This is a genomic window from Sphingomonas kyeonggiensis (assembly GCF_014204495.1).
Lineage (GTDB): Bacteria > Pseudomonadota > Alphaproteobacteria > Sphingomonadales > Sphingomonadaceae > Sphingomonas > Sphingomonas kyeonggiensis_A.
In genome coordinates this window covers 901,996-924,806 of the sequence record NZ_JACHLN010000003.1, presented here as the reverse complement: position 1 = coordinate 924,806, position 22,811 = coordinate 901,996, and the positions used below count along the sequence as shown (strand labels likewise).

The window sequence follows — 22,811 nt, the reverse complement described above, 5'->3', positions numbered from 1 at the left end:
TAAGTCTAATTTTTATCTATAAAATTCTTATTCGACAAACCTGCGAGATCTCATTGGCCTAATTGATGAGATGAAAGGAAAATTAGTCGAATTTTCCAATCATGAGAGCTAGTGGGTCTTATCTTCGCGTACGGGAAGCGAGGGGAGGCAACCTACTCCGCCGCCACGCTCTCCCCAACCGGACGCTTCCTCAGCAACGGCGCCAGATACTTCCCCGTGAAGCTCCGCGGTTCCTTCACCACCTCTTCCGGCGTGCCTTGGGCGACGATCTCGCCGCCCTTGACGCCGCCTTCGGGGCCGAGGTCGAGGAGGAAGTCGGCGGTCTTGATGACGTCGAGATTGTGCTCGATCACCACCACGGTGTTGCCCTGCTCGACCAGCGCGTGGAGCACTTCCAGCAGTTTCCGCACGTCCTCGAAGTGCAGGCCGGTGGTCGGCTCGTCGAGGATGTAGAGCGTGTTGCCGGTGGCGCGGCGGGCGAGTTCCTTGGCGAGCTTGACGCGCTGCGCCTCGCCGCCGGACAGGGTGGTCGCCTGCTGGCCGACCTTGACATAGCCCAGGCCGACTTCGGCGAGCATCGCCATCTTGTCGCGGATCGGCGGGACCGCCTTGAAGAACTCGACCGCGTCCTCGACCGTCATGTCGAGCACATCGGCGATGCTCTTGCCCTTGAACTTCACTTCGAGGGTTTCGCGGTTGTAGCGCGCGCCGTGGCAGACGTCGCAGGTGACATAGACGTCGGGCAGGAAGTGCATCTCGATCTTGAGCACGCCGTCGCCCTGGCACGCTTCGCAGCGGCCGCCCTTGACGTTGAAGCTGAAGCGGCCAGGCTTGTAGCCGCGCGCCTGCGCCTCGGGCAGGCCGGCGAACCAGTCGCGGATGCTGGTGAAGGCGCCGGTATAGGTCGCCGGGTTCGAGCGCGGGGTGCGGCCGATCGGCGACTGGTCGATGTCGATCACCTTGTCGAGGTGCTGGAGGCCGGTGATCTTGTCATGCTTGCCGGCGAGCAGGCGGGCGCCGTTGAGCTGGCGCGCGGCGGCGGCATAGAGCGTGTCGATCGTGAAGCTCGACTTGCCCGAGCCCGAGACGCCGGTGATGCAGGTGAAGGTGCCGAGCGGGATGCTCGCGGTGACGCCGCGCAGATTGTTGGCGGTGGCGTTCTCGACGGTGAGCTTCTTGCCGGTGCCCTTGCGGCGCTTCTTCGGCACTTCGATCTGGCGGGTGCCGTTGAGATAGTCGGCGGTGACGCTGCCCTTGGTGTTGAGGATCTCGTCCAGGGTGCCGCGCGCAACGATCTCGCCGCCATGGACGCCGGCGCCCGGGCCCATGTCGAGGATATAGTCGGCGCTGCGGATCGCATCCTCGTCATGCTCGACGACGATCACGGTGTTGCCGAGGTCGCGGAGGCGGCGGAGGGTGGCGAGCAGCATGTCGTTGTCGCGCTGGTGGAGGCCGATGCTCGGCTCGTCGAGGACGTAGAGCACGCCGGACAGGCCGGAGCCGATCTGGCTGGCGAGGCGGATGCGCTGGCTCTCGCCGCCGGACAGGGTGCCCGAGGTGCGGTTCAGGTTGAGATAGTCGAGCCCGACATTGTTGAGAAAGCCGAGCCGCTCGTCGATCTCCTTGAGGATCGCGCGGGCAATCTCGCGCTGCTGATCGGTGAGCGTGGCGGGGAGCTTCTCGAACCAGGCGAGCGCGTCGACCACCGAGAGGCGGGTGGCGTGGCTGATGTCCTCGCCGGCGATCTTCACCGCCAGCGCCTCGGGCTTGAGGCGGGCGCCGTGGCAGACCTCGCAGGGGTGCGCGGCCTGGTACTTGCTGAGCTCCTCGCGCATGAACGCGCTCTCGGTCTGCAGCATGCGGCGGTTGAGATTGCCGATCACGCCCTCGAACGGCTTGCGGACGTCGTAGCTCTTCTTGCCGTCGATGAAGGTGAGGGTGACCGGCTTGCCGCCGGTGCCGTGGAGGATGATCAGCTGGACCTCGCCGGGCAGCTCGCGCCACGGCGTGTCGAGGCTGAAGCCGAACTCGCGGGCGAGGCTGCCGAGCACCTGCATGTAATAGGGCGAGGGCGGGTTGGACTTGGCCCAGGGCACGACCGCGCCCTTCTTGATGCTGAGCTCGTGGTTGGGGACGACGAGATCCTCGTCGAACACCAGCTTCTCGCCGAGGCCGTCACAGGTGGGGCAGGCGCCCTGGGGGGCGTTGAACGAGAAGAGGCGGGGCTCGATCTCGGGGATGGTGAAGCCGGAGACCGGGCAGGCGAACTTCTCGGAGAAGACGATGCGGTTGTCCGGGATGCCGGTGCCCTTCATCGCGCCGCCGGTGACGTTGAACTCGGCACGGGCCTCCGCCACGCGGGCGCCGGTGGCTTCGGCGACGGTCGCGTCGACCAGGTCGACATAGGCGAGGCCCTCGGCCAGCTTGAGCGCGGTCTCGAAGGACTCCGCCAGGCGGGTGGCGATGTCGTCGCGCACGACGAGGCGATCGACCACCACTTCGATGTCGTGCTTGTACTTCTTGTCGAGGGCGGGGGCTTCCTCGATCAGATAGGTCTCGCCATCGATGCGGACGCGCTGGAAGCCGGCGCGCTGCCACTCGGCGAGCTCCTTGCGATACTCGCCCTTGCGGCCGCGAACAACGGGGGCGAGCAGGAGCAGGCGGGTGCCCTCGGGCAGCGCGAGGACGCGGTCGACCATCTGCGACACGGTCTGCGCGCTGATCGGCAGGCCGGTGACCGGGGAATAGGGCACGCCGACGCGCGCCCAGAGCAGGCGCATGTAATCGTAGATCTCGGTGACCGTGGCGACCGTCGAGCGCGGATTGCGCGAGGTCGTCTTCTGCTCGATCGAGATGGCGGGGCTGAGCCCCTCGATATGCTCGACATTGGGCTTCTGCATCAGCTCGAGGAACTGGCGCGCATAGGCCGAGAGCGACTCGACATAGCGGCGCTGGCCCTCGGCATAGATGGTGTCGAAGGCGAGGCTCGACTTGCCCGAGCCCGACAGGCCGGTGATCACCGTGAGCGTGTCGCGCGGGATATCGACGTCCACGCCCTTGAGATTGTGCTCGCGCGCGCCGCGGACGGAAATGGTGGTAAGTGCCATGCCGAGGGTTCTAGCTTTGTTCTGTTGGGGTTTCTAGTGGGATGTAGGAACTGACCCATTGCGGTGCCACCCCGGATTGACCGCTTGATGCGGCGCCGTGCCAACTGCCCGAGGAACGGCGGCTGGCGTTCGCCGCTTCCTTTCGCAAAGCTGCACGCACATTTCACCCGCCGTTCAGCGCCCGGGGTGGAAATTTGCGCGGACATGCAGGAGGGATGGGCGATGCGGTTCGAGAGGATGTTCCGGCTGGGTATGCTGGCGGGCGTGGCGTTGGCCATGCCCGGCCTGGCGATGGCGGCGGCGCCGGTTGCGAAGGCGGCGGGACAGGCCGGCCCTCAGTCTGCCGAAGACTATCAGTGGATCGATCGGGCCGATGCGCTGTGGGACGCGATCGGCGACTCGCCGCCCGACTTCGCCTTTCCCTTCGAAGGCGCCGAGCCCTGGGCGTGGCAGACGACCGACGGCTACACGATCATCGTCGAGGATGCGGGCGAGGGCGGCATCCGCAGCTATTATTTCGCGCCCGGCGCGCGCGGGCCGTTCCTGGCGGTCGAGCCGGGGATGAGCTTCGCCTATGAGAGCGGGCGACTGGCGATGGTCTATGACGCCGATGGCGAGGCCGCGCCGCGCGGCGAGTTCGGCGATTATGACGATGCCGCGGGCGACCTGTACGACCGTGCGCTGCGGCTGCGCGACGCGATGTCGGGGCGCGACTATCGGCCGGTCGATGCCGATGTCTGGATCGATACCAGCCCGCTGATCTTCAGCTTCATCCAGAGCTGGGACATCGGCCGCAGCCGCTATCCCGGCTGGGCGCGCTACCATGCGCGCAGCGACGCGGCGGCGTGGCGCCGGCGCTTCGACACCGAGCAGCGCCGCCGGCGCGACCAGGCGCTGCGCTTCCGCCACTGGCGCGACGGCGGCTTCCAGGGACCGCCGCCGGGCCGCTTCCACCGGCCGGACGGGCCGGGCACGCCGGGCGCGGGAAGGCCGAACCAGCCGGGATCGGGCTGGTCGCGCCCGCCGGGCGGCGGACGGCCCGACCGGCCGGGCTGGGGCGGGCGCCCCGGCACCACGCCCGACGCACCGGGGGGCGGCACCCGCCCGCCGGTGACGCGCCCCGACAATTTCCGGCCGGACGGCACGCCGGGCTGGCGGCGCGGCCGGCCCAGCCTGCCGGCGCCGAGCGATGTCGCGCCGGATACGCCGCCGGCACCCGATGCCACGCGCCCGCCGCGCCCGCTGCCCGATGGCAGCGGCACGGGCTGGCGGCGGCCTTCGCAGCCGGGCTCGGGCAATCCGACCTGGTCGCGGCCGTCGCGCCCCGAGGGGGGCTGGCAGCGGCCCAATCCGCCGGTGGTGACGCCCACGCCGGCACCGGGTGCGCCCTCTACCGGCGAAACCGCGCCGAGCCGGCCGGGCTGGAACCGCCCCTCGCGGCCCGAAGGCGGCTGGCAGCGGCCGAACCCGCCGGTGGTGACGCCTGCGCCGGCACCGGTGACACCCCCGACCGCCGAAGCCGCGCCGTCCCGGCCGAACTGGAATCGGCCATCCCGACCCGAAGGGGGCTGGAACCGGCCCGACCGCCCCGAAGGCGGCTGGCAGCGACCTTCGGCACCGAGTGCGACGCCTGCGCCGGCGCCGGCAGCGCCCCCGGCGGCGGGCAATGCGCCGAGCCGGCCCAGCTGGTCGCGGCCCTCGCGTCCGGAAGGATGGCAGCGTCCGGCCGCGCCGAGCGCGGCACCGCAGCCGAGCGCCGCGCCGCGGCCGAGCTACAGCCCGCCGCCCCAGGCCGCTCCGGCGCCGCGCCCGAGCTATACCCCGCCGCCGCCGCGCACCGCCTCACCGCCGCCGCCCCGGTCCGCGCCGCCGCGCCCGGCCAAGCTGCCCGACAGGAACCTGAGCGTCGACTAGAAGGGCAGCAGCGCTTCGTAGAGGCTGAGCGGCGCGATGCCGGGGAGATCGGCGCCGCGCCGCAGCAGGAAGGCGTGGCGGACGATCTCGGCCTGCTGCTCGATGCCGTAGCGCCCGAAGGGGCGGCCAGGCTCGAGGATATAGTCGTAGCGGCAGAAGGGATGGCGCTGGAGCGGCAGGAACAGGCCCGACTGGTGCTGCCAGACATGGGCGAGTTCGTGGATGAACAGGCCCTGCAGCCCGAGCGGGGCCTGGGCGAAATCCTCGCGGTAAAGCCCCGAGGCCGGGTTGAAATGGATCGTGCCGAGCGGCGCCATGGTGGTGTTCCGCGGCTGGAAGAACGCCCATTTGCGGTTCGCCACCGCCGCCCGGGCGGGATCGAGCGCGTCGCCGAACACGCTGCGGGCGAGCTCGGCTTCGCCTGGGGTCAGGGGGCGGGATCGGGCCATGTGCTCTAGATGGCGGGTGGCCGGCGGCTTGTCACCAGCGGGGTGCGGCGATGCCGGGCGGGCAGCGGACCAGGGTGCCGCGCGGCAGGGCGCCGCGTTCGAGGTCGATGATCCGCAGGGCATGGGCGGATTTCTGCAAGGTGACGCGGGCGCAACGGCCGCGTGGGCGGACCTGCTCCGCTTCGCCAAAGGCGCTGGCATAGTCGGCTTCGTCGACGGTGAAGTTCCTGGAATAGTCGCGGAGCGTGATCTCGTAGCGGCCGGACTTGCCGCGGAGGAACACCGCTTCCGCGATTGCCAGATCGGCCTGTTTCTGGCGCAGCGGGCCGCGGCTGAACTCGGCGCGCTCCTGGAACCGGTCGAGGGCGAGCAGCGTCGCGGCCATGGCAAGCAGGGCAGTGAATATCGGGAGGAAGAAGGCTGCCGCCAGGGTCTTCCAGCTCCGCGGCCTGACACCGAGCAGCGTGAGCAAGCTGAACAGCCAGGATAGCAGCCCCATCGCGGCCGGGCCGATGATGCTGGTCTGCGGATCGGAGGCGAGGATTTCGCTGGTGGCGGTGCCCCTGAGCAGGACCGCGCCGAGCCCGAAGAAGCACAGGGGCGAAATGGCGATCAGGCCCAGCCGGCTGTTGCGTTTCCGGCGGCGCGCCTCGTCCTGCAATGTCGTCACCTGGTCCCTCCTGGGGGCAGGCTAGCGTGCGGGTCCGGGCTTGTCATCGATCGCCCCGCGCGCCAGATAGCGCGCTCGCAGTCCAACGGAGTACCCATCATGCGCCAGGAAATGACCATCGTTCGCCCGATCGTCTCGTCCTGTCTGCAGGTGCCCCATGTCCTTCGTAACCCTGGATTCGCTTTCCGCCGCAACGCCTGAGGGCAATCGGCTCTTCGACAATCTGACGCTGGCGCTGGGGCGGGAACGCACCGGGCTGGTCGGGCGCAACGGCAGCGGCAAGTCCACCCTGCTGCGCATCGTCGCGGGCGAGATTGCGCCCGCGGGTGGCAGCGTGGTGCGGGCGGGCAGCGTCGGGGTGCTGCACCAGGCCTGGCCGGGCGACTGGCGCCTCGACGAAGTGCTGGGCGTGCGCGCGGGGCTGGCGCGGCTGGGCCGGGTGCTGGCCGGCGAGGGCAGCGAGGCGGATCTCGCCGAAGCGGACTGGACGCTGGAAGAGCGCGTCGAGGCGGCGCTGGCCGGCGCGGGGCTGGGCGCGATGGCGCTCGACCGGCGGGTGGCGACGCTTTCGGGCGGCGAGCGGACGCGGGTGGGGATCGCGCGGCTGCGGCTCGATGCGCCCGACCTGCTGCTGCTCGACGAGCCGACCAACAATCTCGATGCCGAGGGGCGGGCAGCGGTGACGGCGCTGGTCGAGGGCTGGCGCGGCGGCGTGCTGGTGGCGAGCCATGACCGGGCAGTGCTCGAGACGATGGACCGGATCGTCGAGCTGACCCCGCTGGGCATACGCGTGTTCGGCGGTGGCTGGTCGGGCTTTGCCGAAGCACGCGAGGCCGAGCGCGGGCGGGCGGCGGCGGAGCTGGAGCGCGCGGGTGACGCGCTGCGCGGGGCCGAGGCCGGGGCGCAGCAGGCGCGCGAGCGGCAGGCGCGGCGGGATCGCGCGGGGCGGACCTATGCCGCCAGCGGATCGGCGCCGAAGATCCTGCTCGGTCGGCAGAAGGAACGGGCGGAGAATTCGGCCGGGCGCGGGGCGGGCTTGGGCGAGCGGCTGGTCGGCGAGGCCGGGGAAAGGCTGGCGGCGGCGCGGGCGGGCGTCGAAGTGGTGACGCCCTTGGTGATCGACCTGCCGGCGACCGGGCTGCCAGCGAACCGGCGGCTGCTGGCGTTCGAGGATGTCGTGCTGGCGCGCGGCGAGCGGCGGTTCGGGCCGTGGCGCTTCGAGATCACCGGGCCCGAGCGGGTGGCGGTGACCGGGCCCAATGGCGCGGGCAAGACCAGCCTGCTGCGGATTGCCGCGGGAGAGCTGGCGCCGACGGGCGGCACGGTGCTGCGCGCCGAGGGGCGGGTGGCGATGCTCGACCAGCATGTCGCGCTGCTGGAGGACGCGGCGAGCGTGCTCGACAATTTCCGGCGGCTGCATGAAGGCGCGACCGAGCGCGAGGCCCATGCGGCGTGCGCGCGCTTCGCCTTCCGTAACCGGGATGCGCTGAAGCCGGCCGGGGAGCTCAGCGGCGGCGAGCGGCTGCGCGCGGGGCTGGCCTGTGTGCTGGGCGGGGAGGTGGTGCCGCAATTGCTGCTGCTCGACGAGCCGACCAACCATCTCGACATGGAATCGGTGGAGATATTGGAGGCGGCGCTGGCGGGCTATGACGGGGCGCTGCTGGTGGTGAGCCATGACCGCGCGTTCCTGGACGCGATCGGGGTGCGGCGGGAGATTGTGGTGGCGCGGTGAGGCGCTCCCCATTCGGGACATGTGACGCTTCTGTTACGACTATTCGTTTGCCGGGGGGGCGGCCATGCCGCATAGCGCGCCATGGCAACGCCCCCGAGTAACAGTGCCGCGCTGACGCGCATTCAGGAAAACTGGCTGGCACGGCACGAACGCCGCCTGCTGATCTGGCTCTGCTCGAAGATGCCGCCCTCGGTGACTCCGGACAAGCTGACCGCGCTGGGCATGGTCGGCGCGGCCATGGTGTTCCTCGGTTATGTCGCGAGCAACCTGTCCTCGTCGTGGCTGGTGCTGTCGCTGGCGGGCTATGCGGTGCAGTGGTTCGGCGACTCTATGGACGGCAGCCTGGCGCGGTTCCGCAAGATCGAGCGGCCCTCCTATGGCTATTTCATCGACCATAGCTGCGACGGGCTGGCCAACCTGATGATCGTGGCGGGCATCGGCCTGTCGCCCTTCGTGACGATGGACATCGCGATGATCGCGCTGGCGGGGTATCTGCTGATGTCGGTCCATGCCTTCCTCTCCGCCCGGGTGACCGGCGAGCTGCGGCTGTCCTATGTCGCCGCCGGGCCGACCGAGCTGCGGCTGATGCTGATCGCGATGACGGTGGCGATGCTGATAGTCGGGCCCGGCCGCGACCATATCGGCCCGGTGCCGGCGTTCGATACGTTCGTCGGCGCGATCGCGGCGATCCTAATCACGCTGTTCGTGGTGCAGACCGCGATCATCGGGCGGCGGCTGGCGGTGCTGGAGAAAAGGTGAGGGCACTCTAACCCTCTCCCGCAAAAGCGGTAGAGGGATTAGTTCACCGGCGGCTCGCCGAGGTCTTCGTGGACCATGTCGATCTCGCGGACGCCGCGGTTGCGCCGCGCGGTGTTGACCAGTTCGCGCAGCTTCTCGCGGCGGGCGCGGGCCTGGGCCACGTCGCGGATCACCAGCGGGGCATCGCGCGTGGTTTCGTCGGACGAGGCGATGGTGATCGTGCCGATATCGGCCAGCTGGTTGATGATCGAGAAATCGATGCGGACGTCCTTGACCCGGTAGAGCTCGATCTCGTCGATCGACTTCTGGACGATGCCCTTGTGGAGGATCAGCCGGTCCTCGGTCACCGCATAGGCGATGCCGAGATTCTCGAACCATTTGAGGATCAGCACGACGATCGCGACGGCGAGCAGCAGCGGCGCGACCCAGGCGGCGCCGACCAGGGTGCCCTGCGCCAGGAAATAGAAAGTGCCGGCCAGCCCGAGCAGGAACAGGAAGCAGGTGCCCCAGCCGGCGATAGTGCCGATCAGCCAGCCGAGCGTGGAGGAGCGGAAACGATCCAGGACTTGCGGCATTCAGGCACTCCCTCGCTGTATTGGGCGAGGATAGCGCATGACGGCGGCGAGTGAAGCCTAATCCTCCCCCGGAGGGGGAGGGGGACCGCCGGCGCAGCCGGTGGTGGAGGGGTAGCGTGCCTCAGGCGACATAGCTCGTGGAGAATACCCCTCCACCAGCCTGCGGCTGGTCCCCCTCCCCCTCCGGGGGAGGATTACTCACGTCGTGTATTTGTCGCAGGTCGAGCGGGTGGCGGCGGGCGAGGGGTTGTAGAGCTGGGCGAAGTCGCGGCGGTCGCGGACGATGAACGAGGCGACGTAGCGGAGCTTGGCGGGGCCCATGAAGGTGGAGCCGAACAGCCGCTGATAATCGTAATTCACTTCGACGAAGATCAGCCCGGAGCCGCTTGGGGCGGTGACCACGGCGCCGGGATCGCCCATGCCGGTGACGGTGGTGCCGGCATTGGCCTTGGTCGCGTCGGTGCCGGCGGTCGCACTGGTGGTGCCGTAGCTCGAATCATAGCCGGTGCCGCTCTTCTTGCCGAAGCAGCGTTGCCAGTGGATGCGCATCACCGGGGCGGTGTCGTAGCTCTGCTGGATATATTCGAGGCTCGACAGGATCACCCGGCCATTGTTGCCGATGTCGAGCGAAGCGCCCTGCAGGCGCGCGGCCTGGAGCGCGTTGTTGAGATCGAGCTCGCGCAGCTGGACGACCGAGCTGGTGCTGCTCATCAGCCCCATGCGCGAGCCGTTGTCGGCGAGGTTCGAGGCGAGCTGGCTGACGCGCAGATTGGCGATGGCGAGGTTGGCGGTCTCGACCCCGTAGCAGCCGAGCACGAGCACCACCGGCAGCGCCAGCGCGAATTCGAGCATCGCCACGCCCCGGGTGGCGGGCGCGAGCCGGCGGAGCAGCGCGGGAAGGCGGAGGCGGAGCTTCATGTGCAGATCGTCGCGGGCGAGGGGATGTTCTGGGTGGCGTAGGGCTGGTTCATCAGCGTGGTGGTGGCGCTGAGCGTCGCGCTGCCCGACCAGCCGAGCAGCTTCACCACCGGGAACAGCCGGTTATAGGTGATCTGGGCGGTGAATACGGTCACGTCGTTGGCGCCGCCCTGGCCGGTGCGGCCGGCATCGGCGTCCCATTGGCCGTTGCCGTTGACATCGGTGTAGCACTCGCCGGTCTCGCGCGTGCCGTTGCCGTTGGTATCGACGAACGGCTCGGGCGCGATCGCGCTGAAGTTGGTATAGCTTTTCCGGGTCGGATAGCCGGTGGCATAGGCCGCGCTGGGGGCCGCCGACTTGATCTGCGAGAGCACGCGCGCATCGATCGTGGCGGCGGTGGCGCCCTGGATGCCGCTGTCGCGCCCGGCCTTCTGCACCGCGCCGGTGACCACCGACTGGACATAGGCCTGATAGCCGAGCTCGCACATGCCCATCATCAGCACGAGCATGACCGGCAGCACGAAGGCGAACTCGACCACCGTCACGCCGCGGGCGTCGCGGGCAAGCCGCGGCAGGAGCCGGCGGATACGCGTCACTGCGACACGCGGAGCATCGCCACCTGCTTGGCGATCGCGGCGAAGGCCGTGGACAGGCCCGAACCGGTGGTGGTGTAGAGCGCCTGGCTGGTGGTGGTCGCGCAGGACTTCATCTCGGTCGTCGCCGAGGAATCGATCGTGACGGTCCACACCTGGATGTTGCGCGCCTTGGCCGCGCTGCATTCCGCCAGGAAGCGCGCGTTGTGATAGGCCTTGAGGTTGGTGAAGTCGCCGCCGCTCACCCGGCGATCATAATATTCATTGCCGTACATGCCGTAGACGCCGGTGTTCGGCGACATGTCGCCATCGGTGAGGAACACGATCACGCGGTTGGGCGCCTGGCGGCCGGGCCAGGCGGCGGTGTCCGCCTTGAACAGGCCGGTCGGCGAGAGCAGGCGGGTGCCCCAGATCATGCCCGTATCGTGATAGGTGCCGCCGATCGGGCGGAAATCGGCGGCGTTGACATAGTTCGACACATCGGTGCGCGACATGGTGTCGAGCCGCGCGACCGGCTTGCCGCACGAGACATAGCCCGCCTGATAATAGGCGGTGCTGCCGATATTCGGGTTGCTCGAATTGTCGCCGGTCGAGGTCGAGCTGCCGGTGCTGGTGTAGTTGTTGCGGGCGTAGAACAGCTCCGGCCACATCGGCTTCCACTGGGTGTCGATGTTCGAATTGGGCACCAGATCCGGATCGAGATCGGGCGGCAGCGACGCCTGGCTGAAGCTCGTCGTGCCCGCCGTGGTGTTCCGCTCCTCGATGCAGCCGGTCCAGCGATTGGTGGCGCCGGTGGTCTTGCTGGGATCGGTGACGGCGCTGCCGGAAACGAAGTTGCGCACGTCGAAGGCGAGCTGCTGATAGCGCCAGGTCGGCTGGCCGTTGGACGTGCCCGTCTGGTAGCGCGATTCATAGTTCCACTGGGTGTTCGCGCTGCCCGTGCCGCCGACCATATAGGCGGGCGACAGCGAGATGATCGCCTTTCCGGCGTTCACCGTCGAAGTGTAGGTGACGAAGCCGTAGCGGATATGGGTGGACGGGTCCGCGGCCGAGGCCATCGCGTCATAGAAGCTGAGCACCGCCGAGCGCAGCGCCGCGATGCGCGAGCCGCTCTTCTCGGGGACGTAATAGGCGGTGCTGCCCGGATAGCCGGCGACGCTGTCATTGCCGCTGGCGGTGCCGTCGGCCGGGCGGCTGTAGCTGGTCGTGCCCGCCGCGCCGACATAGGCGTTGCAGGTGGTCTCGTCGTCCTGCGGCAGGCAGGCCATCGAGCCGGTGGTGTCGAGCACGAAGATCACGTCGGTATCGGCGATGTCGTAGCTCGCCTCGCAGGTGACGGTGATGGTCTGGCTGGTCATGCCGAAGATCGACATGATCGTCATCGGCACGGTCGACTGGGCGGTGCCGGCGACCTGGGCGTTCGAGGTCTTGGTCGGCGTGAAGGTGGCGGTGGCGGTCTTGAACCAGCCGGTGCGGAAATTGTTGGCGAAGAAGGTCTGCGCCTGGGCCGATGCGGTCGAATCGAGCGTGGTGTTGCTGAGCGAGGTGTCGGTCATGAACTTGCGCCCGGCGAGCACGCCCGCGTCGCAGGCCTGCTGGAGGCGGGTCTTCACGACATAGAGGCGGGCGGTGTCGATCGCGACGCCGCAGAAGCCGGCCAGCGGGATCAGCATCGCCGCCATCATCGCCAGCGTGTTGCCGCGACGATCGCGCGCGAGGCGCGTCATGAACCGCGATGCCTGCCGATCTTCCATTACGCGACCACTCCGACCCGCAACCCGACGCGGGTCACCCAGTCTTCTGGGCCTTGCCACCATAATGGGGGAGAAGTGGTTTACGGAGGGTTACGGAGAAACACGCATCCGTGCAACTACAGTAGCTTAACCTGTCCTGCCGTTCATAAATCGGGCCGGATGGCTGTCCCGACATTCAACGCATCCGCTCCCCGGCGAAGGCCGGGGAACTGTAGGCCCGATGACGTTCGCCGCATGCCGATATGGCTCAGCTTCCGGGCGCCGGATCGCCCGCGCCGACCACCTGGGCGTCGATTTGCAGCGTCTTGCCGCTGGCGAAGGACAGCTGGAGCGGCACCTTCTGGCCCGCCTTCACCGCCGGGCCGATCGAGAAGAGCATGACGTGGCGGCCGCCGGGGGCGAATTCCAGCTTGCCGCCGGCGGGGACGGCGACGTCCTTGAGCGGTTCCATGGCCATCATGCCGTGGTCGCCCTTCATGCTCTCGTGCAACTCGGCCTTCAAAGCGGCGCGCGAGGAGACGGCAAGGAGGGTGTCGGCGGTAGCGCCGCCCTGCACGGTGAAATAGGCGGCACCCGGCTGGCCGGCTACAGCGGGCAGGCGAACCCAGCCATTGCTCGCGGAAAGCTCACCCTTGGGCGCGCAGGCGGAAAGTGCCACTATCGTAACGATCGCTGAAAACCGCCGCATCCGCCATACTCCCATTTCGGGAAAGCCCTTAGAAAGCCCTGCTTCTTGCGGCAAGCGTGCGCGCACCTATATCCGGCAACGTGATCGGTTCTCCGCGCTGCCTCCTAGCAGGGGCGTTGGGGGCCAAGTGTTTGAATTTTACTGGGGGCCAACGAGGGACCATGGCTAAAGTTATCGGTATTGACCTGGGGACGACCAACAGCTGCGTCGCAGTGATGGAGGGCGGCAAGCCCAAGGTAATCGAGAATGTGGAAGGCGCGCGTACCACGCCTTCGATCGTCGCCTTCGCCAAGGACGGCGAGCGTCTGATCGGTCAGCCGGCCAAGCGCCAGGCAGTGACCAATCCGGACAACACGGTTTTCGCGGTGAAGCGCCTGATCGGCCGCCGCTTCGACGATCCCGTCACCAAGAAGGACACCGAGCTGGTGCCCTACACCATCGTGCGCGGCTCCAACGGAGACGCCTGGGTGCAGGCCGGCGGCGAGGATTATTCGCCCAGCCAGATCTCGGCCTTCATCCTGCAGAAGATGAAGGAAACCGCCGAGGCCTATCTTGGCGAGAACGTCACCCAGGCGGTGATCACGGTTCCGGCATATTTCAACGACGCGCAGCGCCAGGCGACCAAGGACGCCGGCAAGATCGCGGGCCTGGAAGTGCTGCGCATCATCAACGAGCCGACGGCGGCCGCGCTGGCCTATGGCCTCGAGAAGAACGACGGCAAGACGATCGCGGTCTATGACCTTGGCGGCGGCACGTTCGACATCTCGGTGCTCGAGATCGGCGACGGCGTGTTCGAAGTGAAGGCGACCAACGGCGACACCTTCCTGGGCGGCGAGGACTTCGACGCCAAGCTGGTGCAGTTCCTGGCCGACGACTTCAAGAAGGCCGAGGGCATCGACCTGACCAAGGACAAGCTGGCTCTCCAGCGTCTGAAGGAAGCCGCCGAAAAGGCGAAGATCGAGCTTTCGAGCGCGCAGACCACCGAAGTGAACCTGCCCTTCATCACCGCCGACGCCAACGGGCCGAAGCACCTGGTGAAGACGATCAACCGCGCCGAGCTGGAGCGCCTCGTCGAGGACCTGATCCAGCGCACGCTCGAGCCGTGCCGCAAGGCGCTGGCCGATGCCGGCGTGAAGAGCGCGGCGATCGACGAAGTGGTGCTGGTCGGCGGCATGACCCGCATGCCGAAGGTCCGCCAGATCGTGAAGGAGTTCTTCGGCAAGGAGCCGCACACCGGCGTGAACCCGGACGAAGTCGTCGCCATCGGCGCGGCGATCCAGGCCGGCGTGCTCCAGGGCGACGTCAAGGACGTGCTGCTGCTCGACGTGACCCCGCTGTCGCTGGGCATCGAGACGCTGGGTGGCGTGTTCACCCGCATGATCGACCGCAACACCACGATCCCGACCAAGAAGAGCCAGGTCTATTCGACCGCTGACGATGGTCAGCAGGCCGTGACGATCCGCGTCTTCCAGGGCGAGCGCGAAATGGCGGCGGACAACAAGCTGCTCGGCCAGTTCGACCTGGTCGGCATCCCGCCGGCGCCGCGCGGCGTGCCGCAGATCGAAGTGACCTTCGACATCGACGCCAATGGCCTGGTCAACGTGTCGGCCAAGGACAAGGGCACCGGCAAGGAGCAGCAGATCCGCATCCAGGCCTCGGGCGGTCTTTCGGACAGCGACATCGAGCAGATGGTCCGCGACGCCGAGAGCTTCGCCGAAGAGGACAAGAAGCGCCGTGCCGCGGCCGAGGCGAAGAACAACGCCGAGAGCCTGGTCCACACGACGGAGCGCCAGCTCGCCGAGAATGGCGACAAGGTCGATGCCGGCCTGAAGGCCGAGATCGAGGCCGCGCTGGCCGAGACCAAGGCAGCGATCGAAGGCGGCGACGCCGACGACATGCAGGCCAAGAGCCAGAACCTCGCCCAGGTGGCGATGAAGCTCGGCCAGGCGATCTACGAGAAGCAGCAGCAGGCCGAGGCTTCGCCCCAGGCCGGTGCCGCTGCCGGGAACGAAGCGGGCGGCGAGGAAGTCGTCGATGCGGAGTTCTCCGAGGTGGACGACAACAAGGCGTAACTACATGTCTTTCCCCGGCATTCCCGACAGTGCGTCGGGAGTGCCGGGTGAAGGCGGGGGCCAGTGCTTTAAATGACCACCGAAGTCGATTTCTACGAGCTGCTCGAAGTCGAGCGCACCGCGGACGAGGCCACGCTCAAGTCCGCCTATCGCAAGCTCGCGATCAAGTATCATCCGGACAAGAACGCCGGCTGCAAGGACAGCGAAGGCAAGTTCAAGGCGATCAACGAAGCCTATGACTGCCTGAAGGATCCCCAGAAGCGCGCGGCCTATGATCGCTTCGGCCATGCCGCCTTCAAGAACGGCATGGGCGGCGGTGGCGGCGGCGGGCCGCAGGATTTCGGCGCGTTCAGCGACATCTTCGAAAGCGTGTTCGGCGAGTTCATGGGCGGCGGGCGCGGCGGTCCGCGCCAGCAGCGCCGCGGCGCCGACCTGCGCTACGACATGGAGATCACGCTCGAGGACGCGTTCCACGGGACGACCACCGAGATCACCGTCGACGTCTCCGGCCATTGCGAGACCTGCGACGGCACCGGCGCCAAGCCGGGCACCAAGGCGACCCAGTGCAAATATTGCGGCGGGCACGGCAAGGTGCGCGCGCAGCAGGGCTTCTTCATGGTCGAGCGCGCCTGCCAGCATTGCCACGGCGCCGGCGAGATCATCGACGAGCCGTGCCGCGACTGCCGCGGCGAGGGCCGGGCGGACAAGACCAAGACGCTCAAGATCAACGTGCCCCCCGGCGTGGACGAAGGCACGCGGATCCGCCTGCAGGGCGAAGGCGAGGCGGGCGCGCGGGGCGCGCCGGCCGGCGACCTCTACATCTTCCTGCACGTGAAGAAGCACGGGCTGTTCGACCGCGAGGGCACGAACCTGTTCGCGCATGCGCCGATCAGCTTCACCACCGCGGCGCTGGGCGGCGAGATCGTCATCCCCGGCCTGGACGGCGAGAAGCATGTCGTGAAGATCGCGGCGGGTACGCAGAGCGGCCGCGAAGTGCGCCAGCGCGGCGCCGGCATGCCGGTGCTCCAGGGGCGCGGGCGCGGCGACCTGGTCGTCGAGCTCGTCGTCGAGATGCCGAGCAAGCTGACCGCCAAGCAGCGCGAGCTGCTCGAGGCGTTCCGCGAGACCGAGACCGGCGAGGAATGCCCGCAGGCGACCGGCTTCTTCGCCAAGCTCAAGGCGGCGCTGGGCTGAGGCCCGGTTCAGCAGCGAGGAAATAGGCCCCCTTCGCCCCGCGCGGAGGGGGCTTTTTTCTGGGCGTCTATCGCGCCGCGCTCATCCGCCGGGTGACGTCGGTCCAGTCGGTCATGAACAGTGCGGCGAGCAGGCGCGGCACCGGGCCGTCGGGCGGGGAGGTGCCGTTCCACAGCGCGTCGCGGCGGTGATTGTCGTAGATCACCATGCCGGACACATATTGGATCTCGCTGCCCGGCCGGGCGGGATCGTAGAAATTCGGGTTCCAGTCGTCCTGCGGGCGGCCCTTGTAGTCGCAGCAGGTGGCGATGAACGGATCGCGGCCATTGGTGGCGACATGGAAGAAGGGCTCGCCCTTGGCCTCGCCGGTGAGGGCGCCATTGTAGCGGCCGCGGCGCACCGGGGTCTCGTTGAGCCATAGCTGGCCATGGTTGATCCGTACCCGCAGCTCGGGTGCCTCGTCCGGGGTGTAGTAGCGCCCGGCGACGTTGGTGGTCTGCGGATTGGCCAGCCTGATCCGCGGCGCATAGATGCTGAGCGTGGCGGAGAGCCTGCCGAAGCGGTCGCGCGAGATCATGATCCGCGGCCTGACCGCATAGCCATGCGGGTCGCGCAGCGAGGGCTGGGCGAGCAGCGCATCGAGTGCGATGCGCGCCTTGCGCTCGAACAGCGCGCGCTCGGCGGCGGGGATCGGGCGCCCGTCCGTGCTCAACAGGGCCGGCAGCACCCGGCCCGGCGCGCGCTCGTCGGCGGTCTCGCCCAGCGTGGTACCCGGCGGGGATTGGCGCCAGAAATTGACATAGCGATGGAAGCGGAATTCCGTGCCGTCGGCCCAGCGGCCGGTGCGGGCGGCATCGTCCTGGGCGTGGACGGGCGATGCCGCCAGTGCCAGTGCCAGGCCGGCGATGCCGGGCATGAACTTGGCGATCATCGAGCGTTCTCCTCCAGGGCGCATAGAGGCATGCGGCGAACGCACGCGGCGGCAAGCGGCGCGCGACCAAGGTGGATTCCGGCAGGGCGAGCGCCGCCACGACACGGGTCGCACCGATGCGCGGGAAGATGCTTCCGGGGGCGTAAGGGCATATCTCGTTACGTTAACGTAAGCTGCAAACCCAGTTCAGCATCGCCTCAGCGCGACTCGCATAGAACCACCTCATCCCCGGTGCTCAGGCACCGGCCAGAAGAGGAGTTGAGATTATGCGCAAGACGCTTCTGGGCCTTACGGCCATGGCCGTTGCCCTTCCCGCCCTGTCGACCCCGGCTGCCGCGCAGCGCTACGGGTATGACGGCTATCGCGATCACGGCCGCTACGAGCGCAGCTACGACAATCGCGGCTACGACCGGGGCTACAACGACCGCGGCTATTACAACGGCCCGAGCTGGCGTGGGCGCGACGGCCGCAACTATTGCCGCCGTTCGGATGGTACCACCGGCCTGCTGATCGGCGGTGTCGCCGGCGCCCTGGTCGGCCGCAGCATCGACCGCTACGGCGATCGTGCTCCGGGTACCCTGCTCGGCGCGCTGGGTGGTGCCCTGCTCGGCCAGGCGATCGACAAGGACAACAGCGGCGGCCGTCGCTGCCGCTAAAGTCCCGACGGACTTCAAGCAGGAGGCAGGGGCCCGGTGGAAACGCCGGGCCCCTTCTCTTTGTGGACGGGGCTCAGGCGGCGCGGGCGGCCTTGAGCGCATTGCCCCACCAGGCGATCTCGTCGAAGACCGTGGTGCGCGCGGCGGCGAGGTGGGGATAGTCGTCGAGCGTCTTGCCCTGCTGGAGGATGCCGAGGAACGGCTCCATCCCGATATTCACCTCGGCCTTGATCGGCGCCATGTGCAGCTCGACCGCGACGCCGCGCAGCTGCTCGATCGCACGGGCGCCGCCGACGCCGCCATAGCCGACGAACGCCACCGGCTTGCGGCGCCATTCGAAGGTCGCCGAATCGAGCGCGTTCTTGAGCACGGCGGTGGGACCATGGTTGTATTCGGCGGCGGTGATGATGAACCCGTCATACTTCCCGATCTTCTGGCGCCATTCCTCGGCCAGCGGATTGGAATAGACGCCCTGCGTCCAGGCCGGGGCGACCGGCTCCTCGAACAGCGGCAGCTTCTGGTCGCGCAGGTCGAGGATATCGAGGTGGAAGTCCTGGCGTTCGGCGGCGCCGGCGGCGACCCACTGGGCGGGAATGTCGGCGAAGCGCTGGGGGCGGGTGCTGCCGATGATGAGTGCGAGATTGAGCATGGAAATTGAGACCCTTTCCGGTTACGAATCGTAACCTAGGATCAAATGATGCGGTGGTCGCATCGCCACAAGGAGGCACATTTCTGGAACCCAGGCACATCCATGTAAGCGAGGGGCACGCAGGCGGCGGGCATGAGAGCTGCATCCCGGTCCGCGCGATGCTCGCCAAGATCGGCGACAAATGGAGCATCCTGACGATCATGATGCTGAGCGACGGGACCAAGAGGTTCAGCGAGCTGCAGCGCGGGATCGACGGGGTATCGCAGCGGATGCTGACGCTCACCCTGCGCGGGCTGGAACGCGACGGGCTGGTGACGCGCGAAGTGTTCCCGACGATCCCGCCGCGGGTGGAATATACGCTGACTCCGCTCGGGCGCTCGCTGCAGGTGCCGGTGATCGCGCTGGGGCAGTGGGTGACGGCGAATTTGCCCGAGCTGGAAGCGGCGCGGCGGCGGTTCGACGCGGCGGCGGAGGAAGCTTGAATTACCGCCCGTCGTCGCTCCAGTGCGGCGGGTCGCTGAGCAGCTTGATGAGGCCGTAGCCGGCGCCGAGCTTGTGGAGATCGGTATTGGTATCGCCCGCACGGGGCGTGCCGATCTCGCGGGTCTTGCCGGCCTTGTCCTTGATCTTGAGCGTGCCGGTCCAGCCGATCGTCATGTCGATCGCGCGGCCCTCGATATGGCGCGAGGTGAGCGAGGGCTCGAAGGCGATCTGGAACAGCTTGACCATCTGCTGCGCGGCGGCTTTCGACTTGGCCAGGTCGCCATGGTCCCATTGGATGGCGAGGCCGGGCAAGGCGGGGACCTTGTTCGGCGCGACCGAACCGTTCGCCACGCGCCAGCTGTAATGCATCAGGTGCGCGCGCGTCGCGTTGCGGCGGGTGGAGGAGACGGCAACGGTCGCGCCGGCGTCCTTCAGCGCCTTGAGGAAGGCGGCGACATTGTCGCGGAAGGGCTGGACGAGGTCGGCGACCGCGGCGCTGTTCGGATATCTGGCCTGGTTGGCATTCCACCAGTCCGCGCCCGAGAGTGGTGGGCGGGCGCCCTGGCCGGCGGCGAGCGCGGTCCAGGTCCTGCCGCCGGGCGAGATCAGTCCGTCGGGGGCGGGCATGGCGAGGGCCTTGCCCTGATAGCCGGTGATCGCCGCGACGGTGAGCGTGCCGCATTCGCCGGTGGTTGGCAGCAACTTCTGGCCGGTGAAGCCCAGCCAGGCGTTGAGCAGGTGCTGGACGACAAGGACGTCGGCCAGGTCGTTGACGCCGTTCTTCCCCACCGATGCGCCGATTGGCATGCCGATATTCTCCTTGAAATTCCCCTCCCTGGAAGGGAGGGGTTAGGGGTGGGTAGATGCGCGCGTTACGGCAGCCACTAGTTGGCCGATGCCGTATCGTCAGGACGCGACCCACCCCCAGCCCCTCCCTTCCAGGGAGGGGAGCTGCGAGTCGTATCGGTTGAAATCCTACATTGAAAGCAGGCTGGTGAGCGCGCGGGAGATGCTGGCGAGGGTGTAGGGTTTCTGCGTCACCAGCGCCTCGGCATGCTCGGGCGGGAGCTTCAATTGCTCGCCATAGCCGGTGGCGAACAGGAAGGGCACGCCGGCGGCGGCAAGGTCGTCGGCGAGGGGCAGGCTGGTCTCGGCGCCGAGATTGACGTCGAGCACCGCGGCCTGGAACGCCTCGCGGCCGATCTCGTCGCGGGCCTGGGCGAGGGTGCCGGCGGTGACCACGCGGCGGGCGCCGAGCCGGGTGAGGATGTCCTCCGCATCCATCGCGATGATCAGGCTGTCCTCGACCAGCAGCACCACGCCGGAGAGCAGCTTGGCGACGTCCTCGCCGGCAGTCGGCTGCGGCGTGGGAGCGGGGCCGAGCACACGGCTTCCGTCGATCTCGATATGGCGCGCGGGGACGCAGAAACTGGCCTCGAGGCCGGTGAGCGGATAGCAGACGTCCGCCCGGCCGCCGAGATCATAGGGGATGGAGCGGGTGATGATCGTGGTGCCGAAGCCCTGGCGCTTCGGCGGCTGGACGGCCGGGCCGCCGCGCTCGAACCACTCGATCTCCAGATCGCCCTCGCGATCGAGCTGCCAGACGACGTTGACGGTGCCGTTGTCGGAAAGCGCGCCATATTTGGCCGAATTGGTCATCAGCTCGTGGAAGACGAGGGCAAGCGTGGAGAAGGCCTGGGGGTGCAGCATCACCGCCGGCCCCTCGATCGACACGCGGCCGGCCTTGCCGCCGAGATAGGCGGCGGCTTCGGTCTCGATCAGGCGGGAGAGCGGGGCGGCGGACCAATTGTCCTGGGTGATCTGGTCGTGCGCGCGGGCCAGGCTCTCGATCCGCCCTTCGAGCAGATGGATGGTATCGCGCTTGTCCGTCTCCGGATCGAGCGACTGGCGGACCAGCCCGCGGATCAGGCTCAGGATGTTGCGGACCCGGTGGTTGAGCTCGGCGATCAGCAGCTCCTGCCGCTCGGAAAAGCGGCGGCGCTCCTCCTGGGCATCGTCGCTGAGGCGCAGCACGACTTCGATCAGCGAGGCGCGCAGCATCTCCGCCACGCGCAGCTCGGCGTTGCTGAACGGCTCGGAGCGGCCGCGGACCTCCTGCGACCAGAGCTCGAAGCTTTTCCGGGGCGTGAGGCGCGGCCCGTTGGGGCCGAGCTGGGCGGGCTTGTGCGGATCGCCGGCCCATTTGACCGTGCGAATCTTCTCCTGGCGGAACAGCAGGACATAGTCGCGCGGGCGGCGCGAGATCGGGATCGCCAGCATGCCGGCGGCGACATCGTCATAGTCCGAGGCGGTCGGCAGCGTGTCGGCCAGGCGATCGGTCGAGAAGATCTTGCCGGCGGCCATCGCGTTGAGCCGGCGGGTGATCGCGCTGAACGCCTCGGCCGGCGGGGTCATGCCCGAATAGGCGACCTTGCCGTCGAGCCAGATCGCGACGCCGTCGCACGGCACCGTCTCGCGCATCGTCGTGCCCAGCCATTCGGGATTGTCGAGCAGCGTCGAATCGCCCGCGACCGCGGCGAGCAGCCGGTCGCTGGAGAAGCGTGCGGCCATCTCGTACGCGGCCAGCTCCTTGCGCTCGCGGCTTTCGAGCTTGAGCGCGAACATCTGGCCGAACAGCTCGGCGATCGAGCGGCGCTCGAAGCTGGGGCAGCGGGCCGAATAATGGTGGCAGGCGAACAGGCCCCAGAGCTGGCCCTCGACGATGATCGAGATCGACAGCGAGGCGCCGACGCCCATGTTCTTGAGATATTCGATATGGATCGGCGAGACCGAGCGCAGCACCGAGAGCGACAGGTCGATCGGCGCCCCGGTCTCGTCGAGCCGGGGCAGGACGGGAACCGGCTCGGCATTGACGTCCGCGATGATGCGGAAGGGCGTGCGGACATAGAGCTTGCGCGCCTGTTGCGGGATGTCGCTGGCGGGATAGCGCAGGTCGAGGAAGCTGCCGATGCCGGCACGCGCGGCTTCGGCAACCACCACGCCCGAGCCGTCGCGATCGAAGCGATAGACCATGACGCGGTCGAAGCCGGTAAGCGCGCGGACCTGGCGGGCGCCCTCGCGGTAGAAGCTCGCCGAATCGCTGGTCTCGTCGAGCCGGGCCATCATCGCGCGGATCGCCGAGCCGACATCGGTGGTGGCCTCGTCGCGGCTTTCCTCGCCTTCGAGGACGATCGTGTCGCCGATCATGTGGAGCGCGAAATCGAAGCTGCGGCCGCTGGCGATCTTCAGTCCGAAGACGCGTTCCACCGCGTCATTGCCGCGGAGCATGGCAAGGCGATTGCGCAGCGTGTGGACGGCATGCTCGCCAAGCAAGGGCACCGCGGACGTGCCGAGCAGGTCGTCGGCAGGCGTGCCGAGATATTGCTCGGCGTTGGCGGAGACGCGGCGGATCAGCCAGTCGACCGAGAGCGCGAGCAGGAATCCGAAGGGCTGGACGGCGCCCAGCTCATGAATGGGTTCACGATCGCAATTGGTGAGATCGACCTCGAAATTACTGTCCGTCGCCAATCTCTGCCCTTCTCCAGTTGACCGCTGAACGCTCGAAGGCCGCAAAGGTCGCAGGTGCCGCGGCGATTGCGGTCTCCGGCGCTGCCGGGCTGCGCAGGAGACGGTCTATAGCCATCCGTAGTTGCTGCCACTGCCCGGC

Annotated in this window: 19 protein-coding genes; 7 read left to right on the top strand and 12 right to left on the bottom strand. The window is 68.3% G+C overall.

Going from position 1 to position 22,811, the window contains the following annotated elements; all coding sequences use genetic code 11:
- Positions 1–152: 152 nt before the first annotated feature.
- Positions 153–3,107 (bottom strand): excinuclease ABC subunit UvrA, encoded by a 2,955-nt coding sequence (gene uvrA, locus HNP52_RS18445; protein WP_184169065.1) that lies wholly within the window; start codon positions 3,105–3,107, stop codon positions 153–155.
- Between the two features lie 222 nt (positions 3,108–3,329).
- Here uvrA and HNP52_RS18440 point away from each other — a divergent pair, with 222 nt between their 5' ends.
- The gene (locus tag HNP52_RS18440; protein ID WP_184169064.1) at positions 3,330–5,021 is read left to right on the top strand and encodes a hypothetical protein; all 1,692 of its coding nucleotides are present in this window, start codon (positions 3,330–3,332) and stop codon (positions 5,019–5,021) included.
- On the opposite strand, the gene HNP52_RS18435 is transcribed toward HNP52_RS18440, so the two are convergent.
- Entirely contained in the window at positions 5,018–5,470 is a 453-nt protein-coding gene (locus tag HNP52_RS18435) for a vgr related protein (RefSeq protein WP_184169063.1), read from the bottom strand. The genes HNP52_RS18440 and HNP52_RS18435 overlap by 4 nt on opposite strands.
- 31 nt (positions 5,471–5,501) lie before the next feature.
- Positions 5,502–6,140, bottom strand: coding sequence for a hypothetical protein (locus HNP52_RS18430; RefSeq protein ID WP_184169062.1), 639 nt, complete (start codon positions 6,138–6,140; stop codon positions 5,502–5,504).
- 157 nt (positions 6,141–6,297) lie between these two features.
- Here HNP52_RS18430 and HNP52_RS18425 point away from each other — a divergent pair, with 157 nt between their 5' ends.
- Both HNP52_RS18425 and HNP52_RS18420 read left to right on the top strand, forming a co-directional pair.
- Complete coding sequence (locus HNP52_RS18425; RefSeq protein ID WP_184169061.1) at positions 6,298–7,872, top strand: ABC-F family ATP-binding cassette domain-containing protein; 1,575 nt, start codon at positions 6,298–6,300, stop codon at positions 7,870–7,872.
- A gap of 81 nt (positions 7,873–7,953) precedes the next feature.
- Positions 7,954–8,631 (top strand): CDP-alcohol phosphatidyltransferase family protein, encoded by a 678-nt coding sequence (locus HNP52_RS18420; RefSeq protein WP_260396210.1) that lies wholly within the window; start codon positions 7,954–7,956, stop codon positions 8,629–8,631.
- Positions 8,632–8,669: 38 nt separating this feature from the next.
- Here the strand turns inward: HNP52_RS18420 and HNP52_RS18415 are convergent, their stop codons facing one another.
- From HNP52_RS18415 to HNP52_RS18395, 5 genes are all read right to left on the bottom strand, one after another.
- Positions 8,670–9,206: a PH domain-containing protein gene (locus tag HNP52_RS18415; protein WP_184169060.1), complete on the bottom strand. Its 537-nt coding sequence runs from the start codon at positions 9,204–9,206 to the stop codon at positions 8,670–8,672.
- Between the two features lie 198 nt (positions 9,207–9,404).
- Positions 9,405–10,124, bottom strand: coding sequence for a TadE/TadG family type IV pilus assembly protein (locus tag HNP52_RS18410; RefSeq protein ID WP_184169059.1), 720 nt, complete (start codon positions 10,122–10,124; stop codon positions 9,405–9,407).
- Positions 10,121–10,720, bottom strand: coding sequence for a TadE/TadG family type IV pilus assembly protein (locus tag HNP52_RS18405; RefSeq protein WP_311768514.1), 600 nt, complete (start codon positions 10,718–10,720; stop codon positions 10,121–10,123). The genes HNP52_RS18410 and HNP52_RS18405 overlap by 4 nt, the downstream gene beginning before the upstream one ends.
- Complete coding sequence (locus tag HNP52_RS18400; RefSeq protein WP_184169058.1) at positions 10,717–12,444, bottom strand: TadE/TadG family type IV pilus assembly protein; 1,728 nt, start codon at positions 12,442–12,444, stop codon at positions 10,717–10,719. Before HNP52_RS18400 ends, HNP52_RS18405 begins: the two co-directional genes overlap by 4 nt.
- Before the next feature lie 274 nt (positions 12,445–12,718).
- A complete protein-coding gene (locus tag HNP52_RS18395) occupies positions 12,719–13,159 on the bottom strand; it encodes a copper chaperone PCu(A)C (protein WP_184169057.1) in 441 nt (146 codons plus the stop codon).
- A 161-nt stretch (positions 13,160–13,320) separates the two neighbouring features.
- Between HNP52_RS18395 and dnaK the strand changes: the two genes are divergently transcribed.
- Positions 13,321–15,231, top strand: coding sequence for a molecular chaperone DnaK (gene dnaK, locus HNP52_RS18390; protein ID WP_184169056.1), 1,911 nt, complete (start codon positions 13,321–13,323; stop codon positions 15,229–15,231).
- A gap of 72 nt (positions 15,232–15,303) precedes the next feature.
- Complete coding sequence (dnaJ, locus tag HNP52_RS18385; protein WP_184169055.1) at positions 15,304–16,425, top strand: molecular chaperone DnaJ; 1,122 nt, start codon at positions 15,304–15,306, stop codon at positions 16,423–16,425.
- A 67-nt stretch (positions 16,426–16,492) separates the two neighbouring features.
- On the opposite strand, the gene HNP52_RS18380 is transcribed toward dnaJ, so the two are convergent.
- The gene (locus HNP52_RS18380) at positions 16,493–17,356 is read right to left on the bottom strand and encodes a hypothetical protein (RefSeq protein WP_184169054.1); all 864 of its coding nucleotides are present in this window, start codon (positions 17,354–17,356) and stop codon (positions 16,493–16,495) included.
- Positions 17,357–17,622: 266 nt separating this feature from the next.
- Between HNP52_RS18380 and HNP52_RS18375 the strand changes: the two genes are divergently transcribed.
- Complete coding sequence (locus HNP52_RS18375) at positions 17,623–18,012, top strand: glycine zipper 2TM domain-containing protein (protein WP_184169053.1); 390 nt, start codon at positions 17,623–17,625, stop codon at positions 18,010–18,012.
- A gap of 73 nt (positions 18,013–18,085) precedes the next feature.
- Here the strand turns inward: HNP52_RS18375 and HNP52_RS18370 are convergent, their stop codons facing one another.
- Positions 18,086–18,661, bottom strand: coding sequence for an NADPH-dependent FMN reductase (locus HNP52_RS18370; protein ID WP_221416483.1), 576 nt, complete (start codon positions 18,659–18,661; stop codon positions 18,086–18,088).
- A 158-nt stretch (positions 18,662–18,819) separates the two neighbouring features.
- Here HNP52_RS18370 and HNP52_RS18365 point away from each other — a divergent pair, with 158 nt between their 5' ends.
- Positions 18,820–19,143, top strand: a complete 324-nt coding sequence (locus HNP52_RS18365) for a helix-turn-helix domain-containing protein (RefSeq protein ID WP_184169052.1) — start codon at positions 18,820–18,822, stop codon at positions 19,141–19,143.
- A gap of 1 nt (position 19,144) precedes the next feature.
- Here the strand turns inward: HNP52_RS18365 and HNP52_RS18360 are convergent, their stop codons facing one another.
- Positions 19,145–19,951 (bottom strand): hypothetical protein, encoded by an 807-nt coding sequence (locus HNP52_RS18360; RefSeq protein ID WP_184169051.1) that lies wholly within the window; start codon positions 19,949–19,951, stop codon positions 19,145–19,147.
- 168 nt (positions 19,952–20,119) lie between these two features.
- Positions 20,120–22,672 (bottom strand): HWE histidine kinase domain-containing protein, encoded by a 2,553-nt coding sequence (locus HNP52_RS18355; protein WP_184169050.1) that lies wholly within the window; start codon positions 22,670–22,672, stop codon positions 20,120–20,122.
- Positions 22,673–22,811: the final 139 nt, after the last annotated feature.

Bases quoted from the DNA above. Each gene is read 5' to 3' on its own strand.
- uvrA (WP_184169065.1), bottom strand. From the start codon at position 3,107: ATGGCACTTACCACCATTTCCGTCCGCGGCGCGCGCGAGCACAATCTC.
- HNP52_RS18440 (WP_184169064.1), top strand. From the start codon at position 3,330: ATGCGGTTCGAGAGGATGTTCCGGCTGGGTATGCTGGCGGGCGTGGCG.
- HNP52_RS18435 (WP_184169063.1), bottom strand. From the start codon at position 5,470: ATGGCCCGATCCCGCCCCCTGACCCCAGGCGAAGCCGAGCTCGCCCGC.
- HNP52_RS18425 (WP_184169061.1), top strand. From the start codon at position 6,298: ATGTCCTTCGTAACCCTGGATTCGCTTTCCGCCGCAACGCCTGAGGGC.
- HNP52_RS18420 (WP_260396210.1), top strand. From the start codon at position 7,954: ATGGCAACGCCCCCGAGTAACAGTGCCGCGCTGACGCGCATTCAGGAA.
- HNP52_RS18415 (WP_184169060.1), bottom strand. From the start codon at position 9,206: ATGCCGCAAGTCCTGGATCGTTTCCGCTCCTCCACGCTCGGCTGGCTG.
- HNP52_RS18410 (WP_184169059.1), bottom strand. From the start codon at position 10,124: ATGAAGCTCCGCCTCCGCCTTCCCGCGCTGCTCCGCCGGCTCGCGCCC.
- HNP52_RS18400 (WP_184169058.1), bottom strand. From the start codon at position 12,444: ATGACGCGCCTCGCGCGCGATCGTCGCGGCAACACGCTGGCGATGATG.
- HNP52_RS18395 (WP_184169057.1), bottom strand. From the start codon at position 13,159: ATGCGGCGGTTTTCAGCGATCGTTACGATAGTGGCACTTTCCGCCTGC.
- dnaK (WP_184169056.1), top strand. From the start codon at position 13,321: ATGGCTAAAGTTATCGGTATTGACCTGGGGACGACCAACAGCTGCGTC.
- dnaJ (WP_184169055.1), top strand. From the start codon at position 15,304: ATGACCACCGAAGTCGATTTCTACGAGCTGCTCGAAGTCGAGCGCACC.
- HNP52_RS18380 (WP_184169054.1), bottom strand. From the start codon at position 17,356: ATGATCGCCAAGTTCATGCCCGGCATCGCCGGCCTGGCACTGGCACTG.
- HNP52_RS18375 (WP_184169053.1), top strand. From the start codon at position 17,623: ATGCGCAAGACGCTTCTGGGCCTTACGGCCATGGCCGTTGCCCTTCCC.
- HNP52_RS18370 (WP_221416483.1), bottom strand. From the start codon at position 18,661: ATGCTCAATCTCGCACTCATCATCGGCAGCACCCGCCCCCAGCGCTTC.
- HNP52_RS18365 (WP_184169052.1), top strand. From the start codon at position 18,820: ATGCTCGCCAAGATCGGCGACAAATGGAGCATCCTGACGATCATGATG.
- HNP52_RS18360 (WP_184169051.1), bottom strand. From the start codon at position 19,951: ATGCCAATCGGCGCATCGGTGGGGAAGAACGGCGTCAACGACCTGGCC.